This is a genomic window from Soonwooa sp. T0.1_25 (assembly GCF_057652215.1).
On the sequence record NZ_JBYFBZ010000012.1, the window covers coordinates 36,897 to 55,179 of the forward strand.

The following is an 18,283-nucleotide window of genomic DNA, read 5'->3' on the forward strand; positions in this document are numbered from 1 at the left end:
TTAGAAGTTTTTTGACCTAATAATATAGGTTGGTCTTTGTTTTAGTTGTTTGAACATCTTGCCGAGATAACTCCCGATGATACCAAGGATAATAAGCTGTACACCACCGAAAAACACGATGGTCATAATGAGCGATGCCCAACCAGAGATTTCGGTTTTTGCAATAAAAGCATAAATGACATACGGAATATAAAGCAAGGAGATTCCTGAGAAGAAAAATCCAAGATAAGCCGCCATGTATAAAGGTTTTACACTAAAAGATGTTATTCCTGTAAATGCAAATTTTAGCATTTTATTAAGGTCGTATTTACTACTACCAGTAAAGCGTTGGTCTGCTTCGAAGTGGATAGCATATTGTCGAAAACCCATCCATTTGACCATCCCACGAAGAAAAACGTCGGATTCGCTCATGGTTTTCATACTGTCAACTACTTTGCGATCCATCAATCGAAAATCCGAACTTCCTTTTTCTAGTTCGACATCCGATAAAGAGCTTAAGATTTTATAGAAAAAATTGGAAGTTTTCTTTTTAAAAAATGAAATTTCTTTGGGATATTTTCTAATCGTATACACCAAATCATAACCGTCTTCCCATTTTTTAATCATTTCGGGAAGAAGTCGTGGCGGATGTTGTAGGTCGGCATCCATAGAAATCACCAATTGACCTTCGGCTTCGTCTAGTCCAGCTTTAACAGCAAACTGATGCCCAAAATTTCGAGAAAATTCAATGTATTTGACCTCTGCATGTTTGGATGCCAAATCTTCTAAAACGGCTTGTGTATTATCGCGACTTCCATCATTAACAAAGATTATTTCGTATTGATAATTCGGTAAGTTGCTAAAAACCAAATCAATTTCATGGAAAATCTTTTCGAGATTGCCTTCTTCATTATAGGCGGGTATAACGATGCTAACCTGCTTCATGATGTTACTTTATAATCGGTTTCAAAATTTCTGGTCATCAACTCGTAAATAATTCTTAACCAAACAACTGTACACGGTAAAGCCTTTAAAGAATATTTAAAAATATAATTCTCTTTTATAAACTTTGGAAACAAATCTGAGTTTGAAAAACATGTCAATAACAAAACAAAAACTAGTAATGCAATATCAATCGGCTTTTTCTCTTTCTGAATTAAAAACCAAATCATAACACCCGGAACTGCAATAATATAAGTTGGCGACTCTGATCCAGAACTAAATAACACCGTAAATAATAGAGTTGACGCTAAAATTAAAAGTTTAAAAGCAAGATGCTGATATTGTTTAATCCTGATATAAGGCAACGCAAACAACGGCAAACCAACCGCCAAAAATGTTAGGTTAGAAATGTTCGCATCTTGTAAAAGTCTGCGCACCAATCCCATAACAGAAATATCTTGATAACTGTCTAGCACTTGGTTATGACCGTTTTTAAGTTTAAGCTCTGTAAACCAATCAATATAAGCTTGCACCCCAAAATGTGGTGATGAATACGCCATCGGAATTATAAAAAATAAAATACAAAACACCCCCAAAGCTAAAATGAATTTAAGTTTGTTTTTAATAAAGAAAAAAGCGGAAAGCCCTACAATGCCATAGATTTTCACAAAAACACCAATCGCTATCGCTAAAGCTGATTTCACTTCTTTTTCTTTATAAATATAGGTTGCAGAAAGTATCAAAAGTCCCGTCAATGCAACATTAAACTGCAAACTAACCGAAGCTGTAATAAATTCTTGCAAACAAAGCCACAGAAAAAAAGCTTTATTTTTTGAAGCAAATGGTAAGCTTTTGACAGCAAAAAGAAAGACCAAAGTATTGGCGACATTCCATAAGGTGATGCCCATCCAATCTGGCATAATTGCAAAAGGCGCAATCAACGCACTAAAAATAATCCCATAATGATTGCAATCAAAATATAAGTCGGGATAATGCGCATACAGATTCCGCTCCTTTAACGTATTAAAAAACACGTTTTTAAAAATCAAATAGTTATTGTAAGCGCTAGGTCCTCTTTTGTATTTTGACAAAGCAGACGCAACACTTACAATAATATAGATAATCCCAATATACTTAGGATTTGAGATAAAATTTAGGAATTTGGTTTTCAAGATTTGGTTATTAATTTTTAAAAAAATCAAATTCTAAACAGCAACATTGTTCTCACGCAATGCATCGTTAAGAGAAGTTTTTTTGTCTGTCGACTCTTTTCTTTGACCGATGATTAACGCGCAAGGCACTTGATATTCGCCAGCTGGATATTGCTTGGTATAACTTCCTGGGATCACTACAGAACGTGCAGGCACACGACCTTTAATCTCGATTGGTTCCGGACCAGTCACATCAATAATTTTAGTAGAAGCCGTTAATACAACATTTGCGCCCAAAACCGCTTCTTTCTCCACATGTACACCTTCTACAACAATACATCTAGATCCGATAAAACAATCGTCTTCGATGATAACTGGTGCAGCTTGTAAAGGCTCTAAAACGCCACCAATACCAACACCACCAGAAAGGTGAACATTCTTACCGATTTGCGCACAACTACCAACTGTAGCCCAAGTGTCCACCATCGTTCCGCTATCTACGTAAGCACCGATGTTAACGTAAGACGGCATCATAATAACACCACTAGCAACAAAACTTCCGTGTCTTGCAATCGCGTGAGGCACTACTCTAACACCTTTTTCAGCGTAATTTTTCTTTAACGGGATTTTATCATGGAATTCGAATGGTCCAACCTCGATCGTTTCCATCGTTTGGATCGGGAAATAAAGTACAACTGCTTTTTTCACCCATTCGTTAACTTGCCATCCGTTGCTAGTAGGTTCTGCAACGCGAAGCTCTCCTAGGTCTAGTTTTTCAACAACATTTCTAATCGCATCGGTGTATTGAGAATCTTTTAGAAGTTCTCTATTTTCCCATACTTTTTCAATCGTTTCTTTTAATTCCTGTAAAGACATAGTTTTATATTTACTTTATTTAATACAATTTTGGGCGTGTCCCTATGTTTTTGTCAACAGCAAATGCAATCGCCAAAAAACAAGCGGGTCGGTCTACGCACAGTCGCTTTTCTTGTGCTAGCTTCTGCTTCGCTTAGCCACCACAAGAAAGAGCTCCGACAATGTGCTTCGCCCTCACGCTAAGATAATCGCAAAAATAGTAAATTTAAAGTACGCTACGCGCAAAAAGAAAAGCTTTATTCCAATAAGCTTCATTAAGGGACGAAATAATCACACCTTTGCTTGTAGAAGCATGAATAAACTTGATTTCGCCACTGTTTTCGATATTATTGACAATCCCAACATGCGAAACATTTCTGCCACCTGCGGTTGCAAAAAAAAGCAAATCTCCAGGTTTAACTTCCTCCACACGAATCGAAGATCCAATGTCAGCTTGGTCAGAAGAACGACGTGGTAATTTGTAACTATTATCTTCAAAAACCTTGGTTACAAGACCAGAACAGTCAAAACCAGTTTTGGTATTACCGCCATATTTATAAGGTACACCAAGATATTGTTGTGCATCTTTAACAACATCATTACGTTCACCAGAGACTTGAGAAGTATTGTTAGAGGTATATTTTTTTAGATTAACATTGGACTTGGAAGAAGCAGACGATTTGTATTTGGATCGACTTACATTTTTCGAAGTCGAACAAGAATACAAAGTCACAAAAGCAATAAAAATATAGACTAACCTTTTCATTAAAGATCTTTTACACATCCCAAATATAACGAAAAAAGCTAAAGTTTAGTTTGTTGAGCCCACTTTTTTATGTTAATGTTGTCAAAAATTTTACGTTAATTAAAATTTACATTTAAGCATTATGCAATAAAAAAAAATTACACCAGTATTAATTATATTTTTTGTTATTTCTTGTCAAAGTAAAGTAGTAATTAATGAAGATAATAGAATGAAAACCGCACATCTGAAAAATAATCTAAAACAAGGAAAATGGAAAATCTACAAAGACAAACATTAATTGTCAGTAGGAAAATTTTCAGATAGTAAAATGACTGGTATTTGGAAACATTATCACGCAAATGGAAGACTTCATCAGATTGGAAAATTTAAAGATGTTAAACAAAATGTTGTTTGGAAATTTTATTATGATACAGGAGAATTTACGGGAACTGGAACTTTAGAAAATGATAAAATGATTGGATTATGGAAATGGTATCATAAAAATGCTACTCTTTAGATCGAGAGATTATATGAAAACCAAAAACTAATGAGTATAAAATCATATTTTGACAAAAATAGTATACCGTAAAATTTTGGCGAAATAATAAATGGTAATGGTTATTTATTAGATCATGATGTATATAACGAAACGGATAAAGTAGAAAAATACGAATAAAAAAAGGGTTTATATGTAAAAGCCATTCAGTAAAATTTAACTGGAAATCATCTTGCTCTATATTAACTAAAATTTGCTTACTTTAGCGTCCAATATTTCTAATTTGGGGGATTAGCTCATCTGGCTAGAGCGCAACGCTGGCAGCGTTGAGGTGATCGGTTCGAGTCCGATATTCTCCACAAAAAATCCCTAAACATTTTAGTTTAGGGATTTTTTATTCAAAGCCTACTACGAAGCTCATTTTTGTTGACATTTGTTTAAAAACATCTTCATAATCTTTTTTTGTGATATAAAGACTGCTTCTGTATTAGGGGATTCAAGTTTTTTCAAAATATATTCTTTCTGAGTTTCGGATAAATTATTGTCATCAATGGTATGAAAATTTCCTGATGAAATTAAAGCTATAATTCGATCTTTCAAAATCCATTTTCTAATTTCAGTATCATAATATTGATGTGATGTAACTTTTAGATCAGCTTTTCCGTATTGTTTATCCATCGCTATTACAAAAGTTGCAACTTCAGTTTTTTTCAAATTATCTTATGTAGATGCTAACATCAAAAGATTATTATATAGATCAGTAATTGCGCTAACATCTACAAACTTTAAATTTTTGAAAAAACTCAAGTTAAAATCATCCGCCCAAAAATTCATCCCGCCAGAACCACATTTGAGATACATAATCTCATAATACTTTCCCATTCGAAAATTGCTTCCCGTAACATGTATCGTATAAGCTTTTGATTGAAAAGAATAAATGGGAGAAACGCCAGCTTATATTGTTTATGGAAGTCAGATCATTCTGCCTTCATCGATTTAGCATAATATTTTTTAGCATTAAAATCTTTAAGATTAAGTAATTCCATATTAAGATTTCCATCTTCTAAACTAGAATTTGATTGACAAGAATACAAACCAAAAGTCATAATGACTAACAATAGACCTAAATATTTTTTAATTTTCATACTTTTTATTTTTAAACTTTCTCGACTTTTCTTGGCATTAGACTTACGACAATCAATATTACAATATGCATAACAATCACAAACATTGCGAAAACTTGCTTTTCAAGTGCATGTCTTGCGACTTCTCTTCTTAAGGCTTGGTCTACATCTATTTGATTTATTAAAATAGTTTTTTCGCACTTATCAATATCTGTACGTTCATTAATTTCGCATTTTTGTTGCGCGGCGTATTAATCATTTTTATTCGACGGGATATCCAAAGATCCAATTTGGTTAGCAACAAACCAACCAGAAACAGAAATTGTTGCCCAACAAAAAATAATAGCAATTTTGTTTTATACTAAACATGTAGGCGAAATTAATTTATAATTTTGAAAACCTCTACTAATTATTTTTCAAAAAAATCAGCAATATAATTTTCAATTTTAGCGACTGAATTTCAATTTTCACAAGTTTTATGTATGTCAAAAAAAAATCGAGACCCATATAGGACCTCGATTTCTGTAAAACGTAAAATTTAAAATATGAAATTATTTTTGGTTCTCTTGTAAATAAGCATCAATTATTTCGAAAGCTTTGGATTCTTCCCTCAAATCTACTTTCAACATCATATTGGTTGCAGTTGGCGTACTCATAAAAGATAAATAACTGTTATCAACCTCACTTTCTATCCCAGCGGCTTCTAGTTTGGATTTTATTAGTTGTATCTCCTGTTGATTACTGCTTTCGAATACCGACACTTTTGTTATAACATTCATAAAACATAATTTTTATTCAACTTCATTTAATTTTCTATTCTTAAAATTACAAAATTAGAAACAAAACAACAAATATTTTATAATTATTTTTCTGTTAAAATTTTATCAATCTTGTCTAAGACAATTTGCAACTCCTCTACTTTGACGTTAAGATGCGGTCTAAAGCGCAAAGATTGATCTCCACAAGTTAATATAATTACACCTTCATCATAAAGTTTTGACTGTAACAAATTTCTCGTTTCGCGATCTTTAAGGTCAAATGCACACATTAATCCTTTACCTCTTGCTGCAAAAACGTCGTCCGGGAATTTCTGTTCCAAAGTTTTAAGACCATTTAATAAATAGTCTCCTGCTATCTTTGAATACTCAATTAAATTCTCTTGCTCGATAACTTCCAAAACCAATTGAAAACGTAGCATATCAATAAAGTTGCCTCCAAAAGTCGAATTAATACGAGAGCTTTCTGTAAAAACATGCTGCTCTACCATATTCATTTTGTCTTTGTTAGCAAGGATGCCGCAAACTTGCGTTTTCTTGCCGAATGTAATAATATCTGGATTTATGCTCGATTGTTGGAAAGCCCACATTGTGCCGGTCATTCCAATACCAGTTTGTACCTCATCAAAAATTAAAAGAATGTCATTCTCATCACAGATTCTTCTTAATTCAATAAAGAACTCATCACGGAAATGATTGTCGCCGCCTTCCGCTTGGATTGGTTCAATAATGATACAAGCCACTTTATCAGGATTTGTCAAAATCGCTTCTTCAATATTTAACAATGCTAAACTCTCGTTTCTCATTGTTTCTTCAATACCTTCATCGGTTATTGGATAATTGATTTTCGGATTGATAATTCTTGGCCACTCAAACTTCGGAAAATATTGATATTTACGGGGATCCGATGTATTTGTCAAGCACAGTGTATAACCACTTCTGCCGTGAAAAGCTTGCTTGAAATGGATTGCCATACTTCCTTCCGTTTTAATATCTTTTTGCCAGTTACGTCTCGTTTTCCAGTCAAAAGCTGCCTTCAAAGCATTTTCAACTGCCAAAGCGCCACCTTCTATAAAGAAGCAATACTCTAATTCTTTCGGGATTGCAACGCGCTCGAACACCTCCATAAAGTCAGCATATTCTTGCAAATAGACATCACTAAGTGTTGGCTTATAAACTGCCATTTTGCCCAGCCATTCTGCTCTTTGCAAAACATAAGGGTGGTTGTATCCGATAGACGCCGAAGCAAACATCGAAAACATATCGAGATATTCTTTTCCTGTCAAACGGTCAACAATCCAAGAGCCATGCGATTTTTCGTAATCCATTACAAAATCGAAGCCGTCAGCCAAAATATGCCTTCCCAAAACTTCTTTCACTTCGTTAGCTGTAATTGTACTCATATTAATTTTTATATTTTGATTTGGTAATATTTATTAATTTAAAGTTTGGTGTTTTTACAAGTCGAATTTAATGCCTTGTGCTAGTGGAAGACCTGTAGAATAATTGATGGTATTAGTTTGGCGTCTCATATAATACTTCCAAGCGTCAGAGCCACTTTCGCGTCCGCCGCCAGTTTCTTTTTCACCACCGAAAGCACCACCGATTTCTGCTCCAGAAGTTCCGATGTTAACGTTTGCAATACCACAGTCAGATCCAGCTTGTGACAAAAATAATTCGGATTCGCGAAGACTTTGTGTCATAATCGCAGAACTCAATCCTTGCGGAACATCATTTTGCAAAGCAATTGCTTCTTCTAAAGTTTTATATTTAATTAAATAAAGAATCGGCGCAAAAGTCTCATGTTGAACGATTTTATAAGAATTTTGAACCTCAGCAATACAAGGTTTCACATAACAGCCACTTTCGTAGTCCGCTCCTTCTAACACGCCACCTTCAACAACAAAGTTGCCGCCTTCAGCTTTACATTTTTCAATCGATTCTAAATATTGATTAACCGCTTGCTTGTCGATAAGTGGTCCAACGTGATTGTGTTGATCTAACGGATTTCCGATTTTTAATTGTCCATAAGCTTTTACCAATCGGTCTTTAACCTCATCATAAACATCTTCATGAATAATCAAACGACGAGTCGATGTACAACGTTGTCCAGCGGTACCAACAGCGCCAAATACAGCGCCGATAATGCTCATATCCAAATCTGCTTTATCAGAAATGATAATTGCGTTATTTCCACCTAATTCCAAAATACTCTTCCCAAAACGAGCTGCGACATTTTTGTTAACTTCACGACCAACTCTCGTCGAACCAGTGAAAGAAATAAGAGCCACTTTTTTATCATTTACCATTTTGTCACCGATAACGTGATCCGCCACTAAAAGGTTAGAAATACCTTCTGGCAAGTTGTTTTCTTTGATAACTTCTGCAATAATATTTTGACAAGCAATTGCACACAAAGGTGTCTTCTCAGACGGTTTCCAAATGCAAACATTACCAGCGATCCACGCTAACGCTGTATTCCAACTCCATACTGCTACTGGAAAATTAAAAGCTGAAATAATACCAACTACTCCTAGTGGATGATATTGCTCGTACATACGATGACCAGGTCTTTCCGAGTGCATCGTAAAACCATGAAGTTGTCGAGAAAGTCCAACTGCAAAGTCGCAAATATCAATCATCTCTTGCACTTCGCCCAATCCTTCTTGTAAAGATTTACCCATTTCGTAAGAAACAAGTTTTCCTAAATCGTCTTTGTAATGTCTTAGTTTTTCTCCGAATTGACGAACAATCTCGCCTCTTTTAGGAGCAGGAATCATTCTAAATTCTAAAAATGCCTTCTCTGCTTTTTCGATAACTTTATTATAATCTGCTTCAGAACTTGTTGTGATACTCGCAATCTCTTGACCATCTGTCGGCGATTGACTTTTAATAACTTCTCCTGTTGCAAAAAAATCAACACCTGTAGAACTTCCTAAGTTAGTAGCATTGATTCCTAAATTTTCCAATGATTTCTGAATTGAAAATTGGTCTCTTGTATTCATTATATATTTTGATTTGTCTGATGCTAAAGATAGACAATAATTTTCAAATCCTAACAAATATCATATTTGGAAAGACTGAAATTAAATTTAAAAATGTTCAAAAACTCAATAATGATGGGATTAAACCTAAACTAACAAGCGTTTGTTAAATTATTTATAATAAATCTAAATAATATTGTTTAAATGAAAATCATCTTATAAATTTGCAGAAATTAATGTGATGGAAAACGAGAACAAAAATTCTAAACTAAAACTTTGGTTCAAAAGAGTTGGTATTGGTGGTTTGATATTTTTTACAGCGAAAGGTCTCGTTTGGCTAGCCGTTTTCTATTATGGCGCCGACGCTGTTTTTGGAAGTTGTGCCCAGAAATAAAAAATTCGTTACCAGTTAGTAACGAATTTCTTTTTTTGTAAATAATTCATCTATTGAAAACTTGCCAGGTCCTATGAGAAGGATGACAAGATACATAACGAAATAAAGTACCGCCATTTCTTTAACAGCGTACGGATCGGCACCATGTGCCACAAAGATTGCAACTAGCATTGTAACTATTAATATAACACTAGCAACTCTTGTTAAAAGCCCTAGAATTAGCAAAACAGAACATATAACTTCTGCAAATACTACTAGCACCAAAGTTATGATTGGACCAAGTCCCAAAAAATCCATAAACTGAATATCACCATTAGACATCAGTTTTTCTAATTTTGGATAACCATGCGACAACATCGAAGCTCCTGCAAAAACACGCAAAATTAGTGCTGCTATATTTACTAAGCTTGGATTATTTTCGGAAGAAATCAGTTTCATTAGTATGTGTTTAGTTCAAATCTATAAAATAAGTTTCAAAAAGCCTATCTATAACCGAAATTTTTTAGATCGCGTTCGTTTTTACGCCAATCTTTCTTAACTTTTACAAAAAGATTAAGATGGATTTTTTTACCGAAAAACTTCTCTAGATCAACACGTGCTTCTGTCCCAACTTTCTTTATCGCATCACCTTTGTGACCTATGATAATTCCTTTTTGAGAGTCACGTTCAACATAGATTATTGAGTCAATCAAGATAACGCCTTCTTTTTCTTTAAAAATTTCCGTCACTACTTCTACCGAATATGGGATTTCTTTATCGTAGTTCAAAAGGATTTTTTCACGGATACATTCATTAACGAAAAAACGTTCTGACTTATCTGTAAATTGATCTTTATCGTAGTACGGTGGATTTTCTGGTAAAAGCGATTTTAACTTAGGAAGAATATACTCTGTATTATAAGCCTTAAGCGCTGACACTGGCAATATTTCCGCTTTCGGAATTTTGTTATGCCAATATTCCACTTTTGCTTCCAATTCGGCTTGGTTACTAAGATCAACTTTATTTAACAACAATAAAACAGGAACCGGAATTTTATTTAGTTTATCAATCAAAAATTCTGATGGCTCTTCTTTATCCATCGCATCTACGATAAAAAGAAAAACATCGGCATCTTGAAGACTTTCTTTTACAAAATCCATCATCTTCTCCTGAAGCCCATATTTTGGATCGAGAACACCTGGTGTGTCCGAGAAAACGATTTGCAAATCGTCTTCATTATAAATTCCGAAAATTCTATGTCTGGTGGTTTGCGCCTTTTGCGTTACAATCGCCAACTTCTCTCCCATCAATTGATTAAGAAGTGTAGATTTACCAGCATTTGGCTTACCAACTATATTTACAAAACCTGCTCTATGCATTTATTTAATTCTTTAAAGATTTGCAAAGTTAAGGATATTAAAATGTAAATTCTAATTTTAAATTCTAAACCAATCTGACTTCCGACATCCCATCAAATTTCCTTACATTTGAGCCTTCAAAAAATAGAATTTTAAAACATGTTTAGTCCTCAAGAACTTTCTGAAATCACAAAACTATTAACACCAGACCACAACATCGTTATCACGACGCATCATAATCCTGACGGCGACGCGGTGGGTTCTAGCCTTGGACTTTATCATTTTTTAAAAACTAAAGGTATCGAAGCAACAGTTCTTACACCCAACGATTTTCCAAAATTCCTAAAATGGATGCCCGACGCAAAGAAAATTGTTATAAGTGAGTATAAGAGAAAAATAGCTGGAGAAGCTCTGTATAACGCAGATGTTGTATTTTGTCTTGATTATAATGCTACTGCGCGAGCTGGCGTTATTGGAGAATGGGTAAGAAAATCACATGCTAAAAAAATCCTTATCGATCATCATCAAATGCCAGAGAATTTTGATTTTGTATATTCTGATACTAGCGTCCCTGCAACTTGCCAGATGGTTTATCATTTCATCGAAGCTTTAGGAGAAGAAAACGTTGTTAATCAAGATATTGCGGAATGTCTTTACACAGGAATTATGACTGATACGGGCGGTTTCAGGTTCCGATCTACAAGTGCGACAACACACCGAATTGTTGCCAACCTCATCGAGAAAGGTGCTGATCCTGCAAAAATCACTAGCAATACTTGGGACAATAACACTATTTCTAGGTTAAATCTTTTATCTCTTGTATTGGGAAGAATTGAAGTTGTTAAGGACGGAAAAGTCGCAATACTTTGGCTAAAACGTGAAGAGCTAAAATCTCTTGGTTTCGAAAAAGGTGATACAGAAGGTTTCGTTAACTATGGTTTAAGCATCGCAGGAACCAAAATGGCTTCCTTTTTTATGGAAGATTTGTATGAGGATTTTATTAAAATATCGTTCCGTTCCAAAGATGATGTTGACACCAATCAGTTTGCTAGAAAGTATTTTAATGGTGGCGGACACATTAATGCATCAGGCGGCAAGTATCTCAAAAATATTGAACACACAATCGAAGATTTTAAAAATATAATAGAAAAAGAGGATTTTTAGTCCTCTTTTTTATTGCCTAGTTTTAGAAAAAATTTTTCAAAATATTGATAAGATAAATGCGCAAACAAGAGCGTCATCACAATATTAGCTATAATAAAAATTAAAATAAAAACTCTAAAATCTATTGTCTGATAAGGTATAAATTTTAAAACAACAAAACCTACAACTTGCAAAGCAATAGCATGAAGCATGTATATACCATAGGAGATTTTCCCAAAATATTTTAAAGTTTTATTTTCTAAAAAAGGAATTGGTTTCGCAATTAAACTAACAATTAATAAAGGAAACAATAAAACACTTACTAGTTGATATATCCACTCTGAGGTATTTTCTAGTATCCAATTAGATGAAAAGTAAAATACAACAATAGCATATATTAAAAATTTAATCCAATTCGGAAAATTAAAATTAGGATTATTGACTACAAATATTGCAAATAACCCACTCACCGAAAAATAGTAAAAATACAATGCGTATTTCTTTAATAATTCAACAATATCAAAATTATAAAGTACAAAATATACAATACTAAAAATAGCTAAAAACCATACTACTTTATGTTTTGAAAACAACAAGAAACAAGGCGCAATTAACAGATAAAACTGTTCTTCTATCCCAATTGACCACAAAACCTCTATAATACCACCTGGCTCATAAGTTCTTAAAACATTAGAAAAGAAAGTTCCACCTAAAAAAAATGCTTGTAAATAGGAGTAATGTCGCTCGTACTCAAATCCAAAACTAGGTAAAATGTAGTTATAGTAAAGCAAACCAAAAAACAATACAAAATAATACAACGGAAAAATTCTAAATATTCTTCGTTTATAAAATTGTTTTATTGATACTGTTCCTGTATTTTTCTTTTCGAGATAAAGATTCCTGATTATCAAAAATCCACTTAATGAAAAAAATGCAAAAACAGCTTCTGTTCCTTTTCCAAAAATTGCCCATTCGGTGTTACTTGGAAAACCTCTTTTCTCTGCAAATTGCAAAACATGAAAAAGCAGCACCAAAATCGCCAAAAAAAAACGTACTGAAGTAATGTTGGGTAGATTATTCTTCATCCAGCAACTCAGCATTAATTATTTCGGCACAAATACTTGGTTTTTCCCATTGTCCATTGTGTCCACAATCAAGCAAATAAGCTTTTATATTATCACGTTCTGGCAGTTCGGAAATGGTTTTAACAGCGTTAACAGCATTATCGAATCTACCTTCTATTAAAAGGATTGTTCCATCAAACTGTTCTAAAACCGACTTTCTGTTTGGACGATCTTTCATACCTTTTTGTGAAGCCAAAACGCCATCAACATTTGCGGTGTAAGCAATTTCTTTAGCTAATTGTATTTTATTTTTTAAAGTGCGACGTGCTTCGGGACCAAAGAAGTTTGGTATACCTGCATTGACGTATGCTTTGTAATTTTCTTCTATTAATCTTAAGCTTTTTTCGCGGATATTTTTCTTCTCGTCATCATCTTCAAAATAAGTCGAAAAAAATAAGGTAAAACTCTTCAAAAGTTCAGGATATTTTTCAGCAAAAGCCAAACTAATATAACCTCCCATCGAATGTCCTAACAAATGAAATTTATTTATTTCTAAATGATCCGTTAATTTTTTAATTTCATCAGCAAACAATTCCATGCTTTGGATCTCTGTAATCGGAGAGGATTTTCCAAAGCCAGCAAGATCAACTTTCACCAACTGAAAATCATCTGATAAATGCGAAATCATATCATCCCAAATCTCAAGATTCTCCATAAAACCGTGCAACAAGACCAGCGTCTCTCTTCCCTTTCCTGAAATTTCGTAATGTAACATATTTTGTTTTTTCCAAATTTAAACATAATCTCCTAAACAAAAAACCTTGAGAATTTCTCAAGGCTATTTTAATTTGTCATCGTAGATTTTGGTTTCCCAATCTCGCATATCTGCGATGCCGTAATGTTGACTTTTCGTAAGCGCCATCTCATCCAGCGCATCCACAAAGTTTTTGTAATTAGCATCGTCTGTTGGTTTGATAATCACTGTAAAAATACTTGGATTTTTAGCAGCTTTCTTTGCGCGTTCGATAAGATTTGTAAGTCCAAATTTATCAAATGACACTTCTTTTAATAGATCAGACGTTAACGATTTTTGATCCAATTGATGATAAAAAACACGATTGTTTTCGCCTAAAATAAGGGTAATCGAATTACTAAGATCAATTTCGTTGCCTCGTGATTCTGTCGTTGCCGGCAGACTTAGGTCGACAACATTAGGTTTGTTAAAATTAGTTGTAAACATAAAAAAGGAAATCAATAGAAAACCCAAATCGACCATGGGTGTCATATCCATTTTCAATAGATTTTTTCGACTTCTAACTTTAGAATCCGTCTTTACATTGGGTTGAAAATCTGCCATAGCTGTAATTTTTAAGATTAAACGATAATTTGATTGAGTTCTGACAAAGAATTTTGTCTTGAGAATCAAAATGCAAATTTCGTACCCAATATTAAAATTTGTTAACCACCATATAATAAATTAAAATTTAACTCAATTTATTAGCAGTTTTAAAACAAATAATAAAAATAATTAAATTTTTAAAAATCGACGATCTTGTCGCAACGGGAAAATACCAAGAATTTGATTATTAGAATCCACCAAAACATGAACAACAGAACGTTCTACAACATTTAGTTTTTCGTCTTTTATAAATTTTGACACTTTCTTTTTACCATTAAAATCTTTTGGGAAGAAAATATCGCCAGTTTCCATTTGTCGCAATCGCAACGGAAGTTTTATCAATTTAGCATCAAATTCCCATTCTGAAAACTTAGAAGTGTCGGGCATTTTTAGAATAACAGAATCAGCAGTTTCAATAATATTTAATTCAAATTCTTCAGATTTTATCTCATTTTCTAAACTTTGAATTAAAAGCTCTTCTCGACCAATTTTAATATGATGAGAATTAGTTTTAAAAGACTTTCCGTTTTCGGCTTCAAAGATTTTTTCAATTTCGGTTTTATTATTAAATCCGAAACGAGTTAGAATTTCATACTTAACAAAATAAGATTGAGCGGCTAATTTAGTTTTATCCAAAATTAAAAAGACTGAATTCTCTTTGACTAAATTTTCAAAAATAAAATCAATTTGTGAATCTATGAAGTCCTTCGATTCTTTAATAATAGAAATCGATGTTTTAAAATTTTCAAGAAAATCTTTGTTAACCTCATTTAACAAAGGCGTTATTTGATTTCTAATTTTATTTCTAACAAAAATAGTCTCAGCATTGGTATAATCTTCGCGATATTCTATTTGATTTTGTTTAGCATAAACTTCAATCTCTTCACGCGAAAACTCTAACAAAGGACGAATGATGTTTTCTGTCTTTTCAGGAATTCCTTTTAAGCCTTTAAGACCAGCAGCTTTGGAAAGATTGATTACAAAAGTCTCTAATTGATCGTTGAGATGATGCGCTGTAACTAAAAAATCGAGCTTATTTTTTATTAAAATTTCCTTAAAAAATCGGTACCGAATTTCGCGCGCCCAATTTTCAATGGAGTTTTCGGGTTGCTTATCTTTTTCAGAAACATCATAAAGGTGAAATTTTATTTTATTTTTTTCACACCAAGATTCGACCAAATTTTGATCCAAGTTAGAATCCTCATTTCTAAGATGATAGTTAACATGAGCGACTTCAAAACTAAGTTGCAATTGGTGGCACAAATCCAGCAAAACCATAGAGTCAACTCCTCCGCTAACTGCTAAAAGGAATGTTTTTTGATGCGCTTGTGGAAGTAACTTCTCTAGAGATACGCCAAAAGTAAAGGAACTAAGCAAAGTTATTACTAAGTTTTACGTTATAATTATAGCAAAGATAAGCCTTTATTTAAAAGCATTTTGTAAATTTGAAAAAATCTAAAATCATACAGTATGAGATTAATTAAAATTCTAGGTATCGCTGCAATGACAATTACAGCAACCTCGTGTGTTAGTAAAAAACAATTCGACGCACTGAATCTTAACTATCAGCAATGTATCAACGACGCAGCCGAAAGACAAAGACAAATCCAAGATTTGAATAGCAAAAACTCTGGTCTTCAAAGTCAAAATGACTTGCTGATGGGACAAAACAATGCGCTGAAAAGCTCTTTGGACGCTTGTCTTAGCAACTCTGGAAAAAGCTCGACTAACATTGATAAATTGGTTGGCGAGATTAACGCTTCTAACAAATACATTAAGCAATTAATTTCGACAAACTCTAAAAACGATAGTTTGAACTTGGCTTTATCTAACAAGCTAAAACGTTCTTTAGACAATATCGCAGATCAAGATGTTGATGTTAAAGTACTTAAAGGTGTGGTCATGATTTCGTTATCAGACAAAATGCTTTACCAAACTGGTAAATTCGAAGTTCTTCCTGCAGCTCAAGAAGTTTTAGGAAAAGTAGCGAAAGTTATCAATGACTACGATACTTACAGCGTTCTTATTGAAGGTAATACAGATAATGCAACGCTTAACAGCACATCTGTACCGAGAGACAACTGGGACCTTTCTGCACTTCGTGGTACCGCAGTTGCTAAAGTTCTTCAGACACAATTCGGGGTTAATCCTAGCAGAATTACAGCTGGTGGACGTTCGGAATACAATCCTAAAACAACCAACGCTTCTGTATCTGGACGTGCTGAGAACCGTAGAACGGAAATCATCATTATGCCTAAGCTAGACGAGTTTATGAAACTTATGGACATCGCGCCTAAGAAATAAGCTTGCTACAAAGCAATATTAACAAAATCCTACAGAATTTCTGTAGGATTTTTATTTTCCGTAATTTTGAATAAGAATCTAGAACAATGAGCTATTTCGAAGAGTTAGACTTACCAATGGACCGCTATCTAGAAGCGAATGCTTCGAGCGAACCTGAAATCCTAAAAAGACTACGCAAAGAGACTTACCAAAAGACAACGCAACCACACATGATCTCTGGGTACTTGCAAGGTCGTTTGTTAAGTATTATTTCTAAAATCATGTCTCCCAACAATATATTAGAAATCGGGACTTTCACCGGATATGCGACTTTATGCTTGGCGGAAGGACTTGATAAAGATGCAAAGATTTATACTTTAGACAAAAATGAAGATCTAGCTTACATTCCTAAAAAATATTTTGCAGAAAGCGACTTTGCTAATCAAATAGAGTTTATTCTTGGTGATGCTCGACAAAAAATCAAAGACCTAGACGTTACTTGGGATTTGGTATTTATCGATGCCGATAAAGAAAGCTATGTCGAATATCTCGAATTAATTAAACCAAAGCTAAAATCTGGCGGTGTCATCTTAATAGACAATGTCCTTTGGTATGGCAAAGTTTTGGAAGAAAATCCTAGCAACAAATCCACACAACAGATAAAATTAGTTAATAAAATTGTCGCAGAAGACCCAGATTTCGAAAACCTAATCTTACCTTTGCGGGACGGTATTCATTTAATCCGAAAAAAATAATGGAACAAGGAATTTGTAACGTATCAATAGCACCAATAAGAGCCGAAAATAGTGACCGAAGCGAAATGGTTACTCAGATGCTTTTTGGCGAATCTGCCAACATTTTGGAAGTCAGAAATAATTTCACCAAAATCAAAATGCACTACGATGGCTACGAAGGTTGGATGGATACCAAACAAATTACACCCGTTTCGCACGAGTTTATCAGCAATCGCAAAACCAATTACATCAAAGAAACTTTCGATGCAGCAGCGACCGAAAGTGGCAACATTCTTTTGTCGCTAGGTGCGGAAGTGACCTACAAAACACCCGAAGTTGTGCGTAGCCACGATAAGCGCGAAAGCATCGTTATTTGTGCTAAAGAATTCTTGAATGTGCCTTATTTGTGGGGCGGAAAAAGTTTTTTCGGTTTAGACTGCAGTGGTTTTACGCAGATGATTTACAAAATACACGATATAAAAATCCTTCGAGATGCCTCTCAACAAGCCGAAAGCGGCGTGCCTCTAACCTTTTTGGAAGAAGCGCAGCCAGGTGACCTTGCGTTTTTCGACAACTCTGAAGGGAAAATTGTCCACGTTGGTATCATTCTCGAAAATCAAAAAATCATCCATGCACATGGAAAAGTCAGAATCGACGATCTGGACTCGATGGGGATTTTCAACAAAGGTCAAAACAAGCACACGCACAAACTTCGCTTTATAAAATCTTATTTTTAAAGGTAGTATCTCACTAACTGTGTAAGTTGAAAAGTTATTCTGAAAAATTTTGAGCCCTCAAAGCTCAAAAAAATTTTCGGAAACCTAACGAAGTGGTTCGGCGAAGCCAAATAACTTTTTACTATTTTTAAACATTATAC

The 18,283-nt window shown here is 34.0% G+C and carries 22 protein-coding genes and 1 tRNA gene; 7 read left to right on the forward strand and 16 right to left on the reverse strand.

The window, feature by feature from the left end; translation table 11 throughout:
* The 4 genes from AC23MB_RS12400 to AC23MB_RS12415 form a co-directional block, all read right to left on the reverse strand.
* Positions 1-924 (reverse strand): glycosyltransferase family 2 protein, encoded by a 924-nt coding sequence (locus AC23MB_RS12400; RefSeq protein WP_313031883.1) that lies wholly within the window; start codon positions 922-924, stop codon positions 1-3.
* On the reverse strand, positions 921-2,093 hold the full coding sequence (locus tag AC23MB_RS12405) for a glycosyltransferase family 87 protein (protein WP_312322920.1): 1,173 nt from the start codon (positions 2,091-2,093) through the stop codon (positions 921-923). Before AC23MB_RS12405 ends, AC23MB_RS12400 begins: the two co-directional genes overlap by 4 nt.
* 33 nt (positions 2,094-2,126) lie before the next feature.
* The gene (locus tag AC23MB_RS12410) at positions 2,127-2,948 is read right to left on the reverse strand and encodes a 2,3,4,5-tetrahydropyridine-2,6-dicarboxylate N-succinyltransferase (protein ID WP_312322919.1); all 822 of its coding nucleotides are present in this window, start codon (positions 2,946-2,948) and stop codon (positions 2,127-2,129) included.
* A 205-nt stretch (positions 2,949-3,153) separates the two neighbouring features.
* Positions 3,154-3,693: a C40 family peptidase gene (locus tag AC23MB_RS12415; RefSeq protein WP_374330418.1), complete on the reverse strand. Its 540-nt coding sequence runs from the start codon at positions 3,691-3,693 to the stop codon at positions 3,154-3,156.
* A 277-nt stretch (positions 3,694-3,970) separates the two neighbouring features.
* On the opposite strand from AC23MB_RS12415, the gene AC23MB_RS12420 reads away from it, so the two are divergent.
* Together AC23MB_RS12420 and AC23MB_RS12425 are read left to right on the forward strand one after the other, a co-directional pair.
* Complete coding sequence (locus AC23MB_RS12420; protein ID WP_374330421.1) at positions 3,971-4,189, forward strand: toxin-antitoxin system YwqK family antitoxin; 219 nt, start codon at positions 3,971-3,973, stop codon at positions 4,187-4,189.
* Positions 4,190-4,453: 264 nt separating this feature from the next.
* Positions 4,454-4,527, forward strand: a tRNA-Ala gene (locus AC23MB_RS12425).
* 58 nt (positions 4,528-4,585) lie between these two features.
* Here the strand turns inward: AC23MB_RS12425 and AC23MB_RS12430 are convergent.
* The 6 genes from AC23MB_RS12430 to amaB all read right to left on the reverse strand — a co-directional run bounded on the left by AC23MB_RS12430 (position 4,586) and on the right by amaB (position 9,073).
* Positions 4,586-4,882 (reverse strand): hypothetical protein, encoded by a 297-nt coding sequence (locus AC23MB_RS12430; protein ID WP_374330424.1) that lies wholly within the window; start codon positions 4,880-4,882, stop codon positions 4,586-4,588.
* 6 nt (positions 4,883-4,888) lie between these two features.
* Positions 4,889-5,050 carry a hypothetical protein gene (locus tag AC23MB_RS12435; protein WP_487787443.1) on the reverse strand — a complete coding sequence of 54 codons (162 nt, stop codon included), beginning with the start codon at positions 5,048-5,050 and terminating at the stop codon, positions 4,889-4,891.
* Between the two features lie 95 nt (positions 5,051-5,145).
* Complete coding sequence (locus AC23MB_RS12440) at positions 5,146-5,313, reverse strand: hypothetical protein (RefSeq protein WP_374330429.1); 168 nt, start codon at positions 5,311-5,313, stop codon at positions 5,146-5,148.
* A 530-nt stretch (positions 5,314-5,843) separates the two neighbouring features.
* A complete protein-coding gene (locus AC23MB_RS12445; protein ID WP_313214532.1) occupies positions 5,844-6,071 on the reverse strand; it encodes a DUF2007 domain-containing protein in 228 nt (75 codons plus the stop codon).
* A gap of 83 nt (positions 6,072-6,154) precedes the next feature.
* Positions 6,155-7,471, reverse strand: a complete 1,317-nt coding sequence (lat, locus tag AC23MB_RS12450) for an L-lysine 6-transaminase (RefSeq protein WP_487787444.1) — start codon at positions 7,469-7,471, stop codon at positions 6,155-6,157.
* A gap of 54 nt (positions 7,472-7,525) precedes the next feature.
* Complete coding sequence (gene amaB / locus AC23MB_RS12455; protein WP_313031901.1) at positions 7,526-9,073, reverse strand: L-piperidine-6-carboxylate dehydrogenase; 1,548 nt, start codon at positions 9,071-9,073, stop codon at positions 7,526-7,528.
* Positions 9,074-9,293: 220 nt separating this feature from the next.
* On the opposite strand from amaB, the gene AC23MB_RS12460 reads away from it, so the two are divergent.
* Entirely contained in the window at positions 9,294-9,446 is a 153-nt protein-coding gene (locus AC23MB_RS12460; RefSeq protein ID WP_185116701.1) for a hypothetical protein, read from the forward strand.
* Positions 9,447-9,461: 15 nt separating this feature from the next.
* On the opposite strand, the gene AC23MB_RS12465 is transcribed toward AC23MB_RS12460, so the two are convergent.
* Together AC23MB_RS12465 and era are read right to left on the reverse strand one after the other, a co-directional pair.
* Positions 9,462-9,884 carry a DoxX family protein gene (locus AC23MB_RS12465; protein WP_312324391.1) on the reverse strand — a complete coding sequence of 141 codons (423 nt, stop codon included), beginning with the start codon at positions 9,882-9,884 and terminating at the stop codon, positions 9,462-9,464.
* Between the two features lie 44 nt (positions 9,885-9,928).
* On the reverse strand, positions 9,929-10,804 hold the full coding sequence (gene era, locus AC23MB_RS12470) for a GTPase Era (protein ID WP_300671221.1): 876 nt from the start codon (positions 10,802-10,804) through the stop codon (positions 9,929-9,931).
* Between the two features lie 138 nt (positions 10,805-10,942).
* Here era and AC23MB_RS12475 point away from each other — a divergent pair, with 138 nt between their 5' ends.
* On the forward strand, positions 10,943-11,947 hold the full coding sequence (locus AC23MB_RS12475) for a DHH family phosphoesterase (RefSeq protein ID WP_487787445.1): 1,005 nt from the start codon (positions 10,943-10,945) through the stop codon (positions 11,945-11,947).
* Here AC23MB_RS12475 and AC23MB_RS12480 read toward each other — a convergent pair.
* The 4 genes from AC23MB_RS12480 to tilS form a co-directional block, all read right to left on the reverse strand.
* Positions 11,944-13,011, reverse strand: a complete 1,068-nt coding sequence (locus AC23MB_RS12480; protein WP_487787446.1) for an acyltransferase family protein — start codon at positions 13,009-13,011, stop codon at positions 11,944-11,946. The two genes, AC23MB_RS12475 and AC23MB_RS12480, sit on opposite strands and share 4 nt — an antisense overlap.
* Positions 13,001-13,765 (reverse strand): alpha/beta fold hydrolase, encoded by a 765-nt coding sequence (locus AC23MB_RS12485; RefSeq protein ID WP_312323668.1) that lies wholly within the window; start codon positions 13,763-13,765, stop codon positions 13,001-13,003. Before AC23MB_RS12485 ends, AC23MB_RS12480 begins: the two co-directional genes overlap by 11 nt.
* A 63-nt stretch (positions 13,766-13,828) precedes the next feature.
* Positions 13,829-14,347 carry an ExbD/TolR family protein gene (locus AC23MB_RS12490; RefSeq protein ID WP_312323667.1) on the reverse strand — a complete coding sequence of 173 codons (519 nt, stop codon included), beginning with the start codon at positions 14,345-14,347 and terminating at the stop codon, positions 13,829-13,831.
* A 171-nt stretch (positions 14,348-14,518) separates the two neighbouring features.
* Positions 14,519-15,766 carry a tRNA lysidine(34) synthetase TilS gene (tilS, locus tag AC23MB_RS12495; protein ID WP_312323665.1) on the reverse strand — a complete coding sequence of 416 codons (1,248 nt, stop codon included), beginning with the start codon at positions 15,764-15,766 and terminating at the stop codon, positions 14,519-14,521.
* Positions 15,767-15,859: 93 nt separating this feature from the next.
* On the opposite strand from tilS, the gene AC23MB_RS12500 reads away from it, so the two are divergent.
* The 3 genes from AC23MB_RS12500 to AC23MB_RS12510 all read left to right on the forward strand — a co-directional run bounded on the left by AC23MB_RS12500 (position 15,860) and on the right by AC23MB_RS12510 (position 18,143).
* On the forward strand, positions 15,860-16,693 hold the full coding sequence (locus tag AC23MB_RS12500) for an OmpA/MotB family protein (RefSeq protein ID WP_487787447.1): 834 nt from the start codon (positions 15,860-15,862) through the stop codon (positions 16,691-16,693).
* Between the two features lie 86 nt (positions 16,694-16,779).
* Positions 16,780-17,427, forward strand: coding sequence for an O-methyltransferase (locus AC23MB_RS12505; RefSeq protein ID WP_487787448.1), 648 nt, complete (start codon positions 16,780-16,782; stop codon positions 17,425-17,427).
* Positions 17,427-18,143, forward strand: a complete 717-nt coding sequence (locus AC23MB_RS12510) for a C40 family peptidase (RefSeq protein WP_487787449.1) — start codon at positions 17,427-17,429, stop codon at positions 18,141-18,143. The genes AC23MB_RS12505 and AC23MB_RS12510 overlap by 1 nt, the downstream gene beginning before the upstream one ends.
* The last annotated feature ends 140 nt before the right edge of the window (positions 18,144-18,283 follow it).

Coding starts and splice junctions, on each gene's coding strand:
- AC23MB_RS12440 (WP_374330429.1), bottom strand. CDS start 5,313: ATGAAAATTAAAAAATATTTAGGTCTATTGTTAGTCATTATGACTTTT.
- AC23MB_RS12410 (WP_312322919.1), bottom strand. CDS start 2,948: ATGTCTTTACAGGAATTAAAAGAAACGATTGAAAAAGTATGGGAAAAT.
- AC23MB_RS12485 (WP_312323668.1), bottom strand. CDS start 13,765: ATGTTACATTACGAAATTTCAGGAAAGGGAAGAGAGACGCTGGTCTTG.
- AC23MB_RS12490 (WP_312323667.1), bottom strand. CDS start 14,347: ATGGCAGATTTTCAACCCAATGTAAAGACGGATTCTAAAGTTAGAAGT.
- AC23MB_RS12460 (WP_185116701.1), top strand. CDS start 9,294: ATGGAAAACGAGAACAAAAATTCTAAACTAAAACTTTGGTTCAAAAGA.
- era (WP_300671221.1), bottom strand. CDS start 10,804: ATGCATAGAGCAGGTTTTGTAAATATAGTTGGTAAGCCAAATGCTGGT.
- AC23MB_RS12435 (WP_487787443.1), bottom strand. CDS start 5,050: ATGGGAAAGTATTATGAGATTATGTATCTCAAATGTGGTTCTGGCGGG.
- AC23MB_RS12480 (WP_487787446.1), bottom strand. CDS start 13,011: ATGAAGAATAATCTACCCAACATTACTTCAGTACGTTTTTTTTTGGCG.
- AC23MB_RS12400 (WP_313031883.1), bottom strand. CDS start 924: ATGAAGCAGGTTAGCATCGTTATACCCGCCTATAATGAAGAAGGCAAT.
- AC23MB_RS12510 (WP_487787449.1), top strand. CDS start 17,427: ATGGAACAAGGAATTTGTAACGTATCAATAGCACCAATAAGAGCCGAA.
- amaB (WP_313031901.1), bottom strand. CDS start 9,073: ATGAATACAAGAGACCAATTTTCAATTCAGAAATCATTGGAAAATTTA.
- AC23MB_RS12445 (WP_313214532.1), bottom strand. CDS start 6,071: ATGAATGTTATAACAAAAGTGTCGGTATTCGAAAGCAGTAATCAACAG.
- AC23MB_RS12415 (WP_374330418.1), bottom strand. CDS start 3,693: ATGAAAAGGTTAGTCTATATTTTTATTGCTTTTGTGACTTTGTATTCT.
- lat (WP_487787444.1), bottom strand. CDS start 7,471: ATGAGTACAATTACAGCTAACGAAGTGAAAGAAGTTTTGGGAAGGCAT.
- AC23MB_RS12500 (WP_487787447.1), top strand. CDS start 15,860: ATGAGATTAATTAAAATTCTAGGTATCGCTGCAATGACAATTACAGCA.
- AC23MB_RS12465 (WP_312324391.1), bottom strand. CDS start 9,884: ATGAAACTGATTTCTTCCGAAAATAATCCAAGCTTAGTAAATATAGCA.
- AC23MB_RS12475 (WP_487787445.1), top strand. CDS start 10,943: ATGTTTAGTCCTCAAGAACTTTCTGAAATCACAAAACTATTAACACCA.
- AC23MB_RS12505 (WP_487787448.1), top strand. CDS start 16,780: ATGAGCTATTTCGAAGAGTTAGACTTACCAATGGACCGCTATCTAGAA.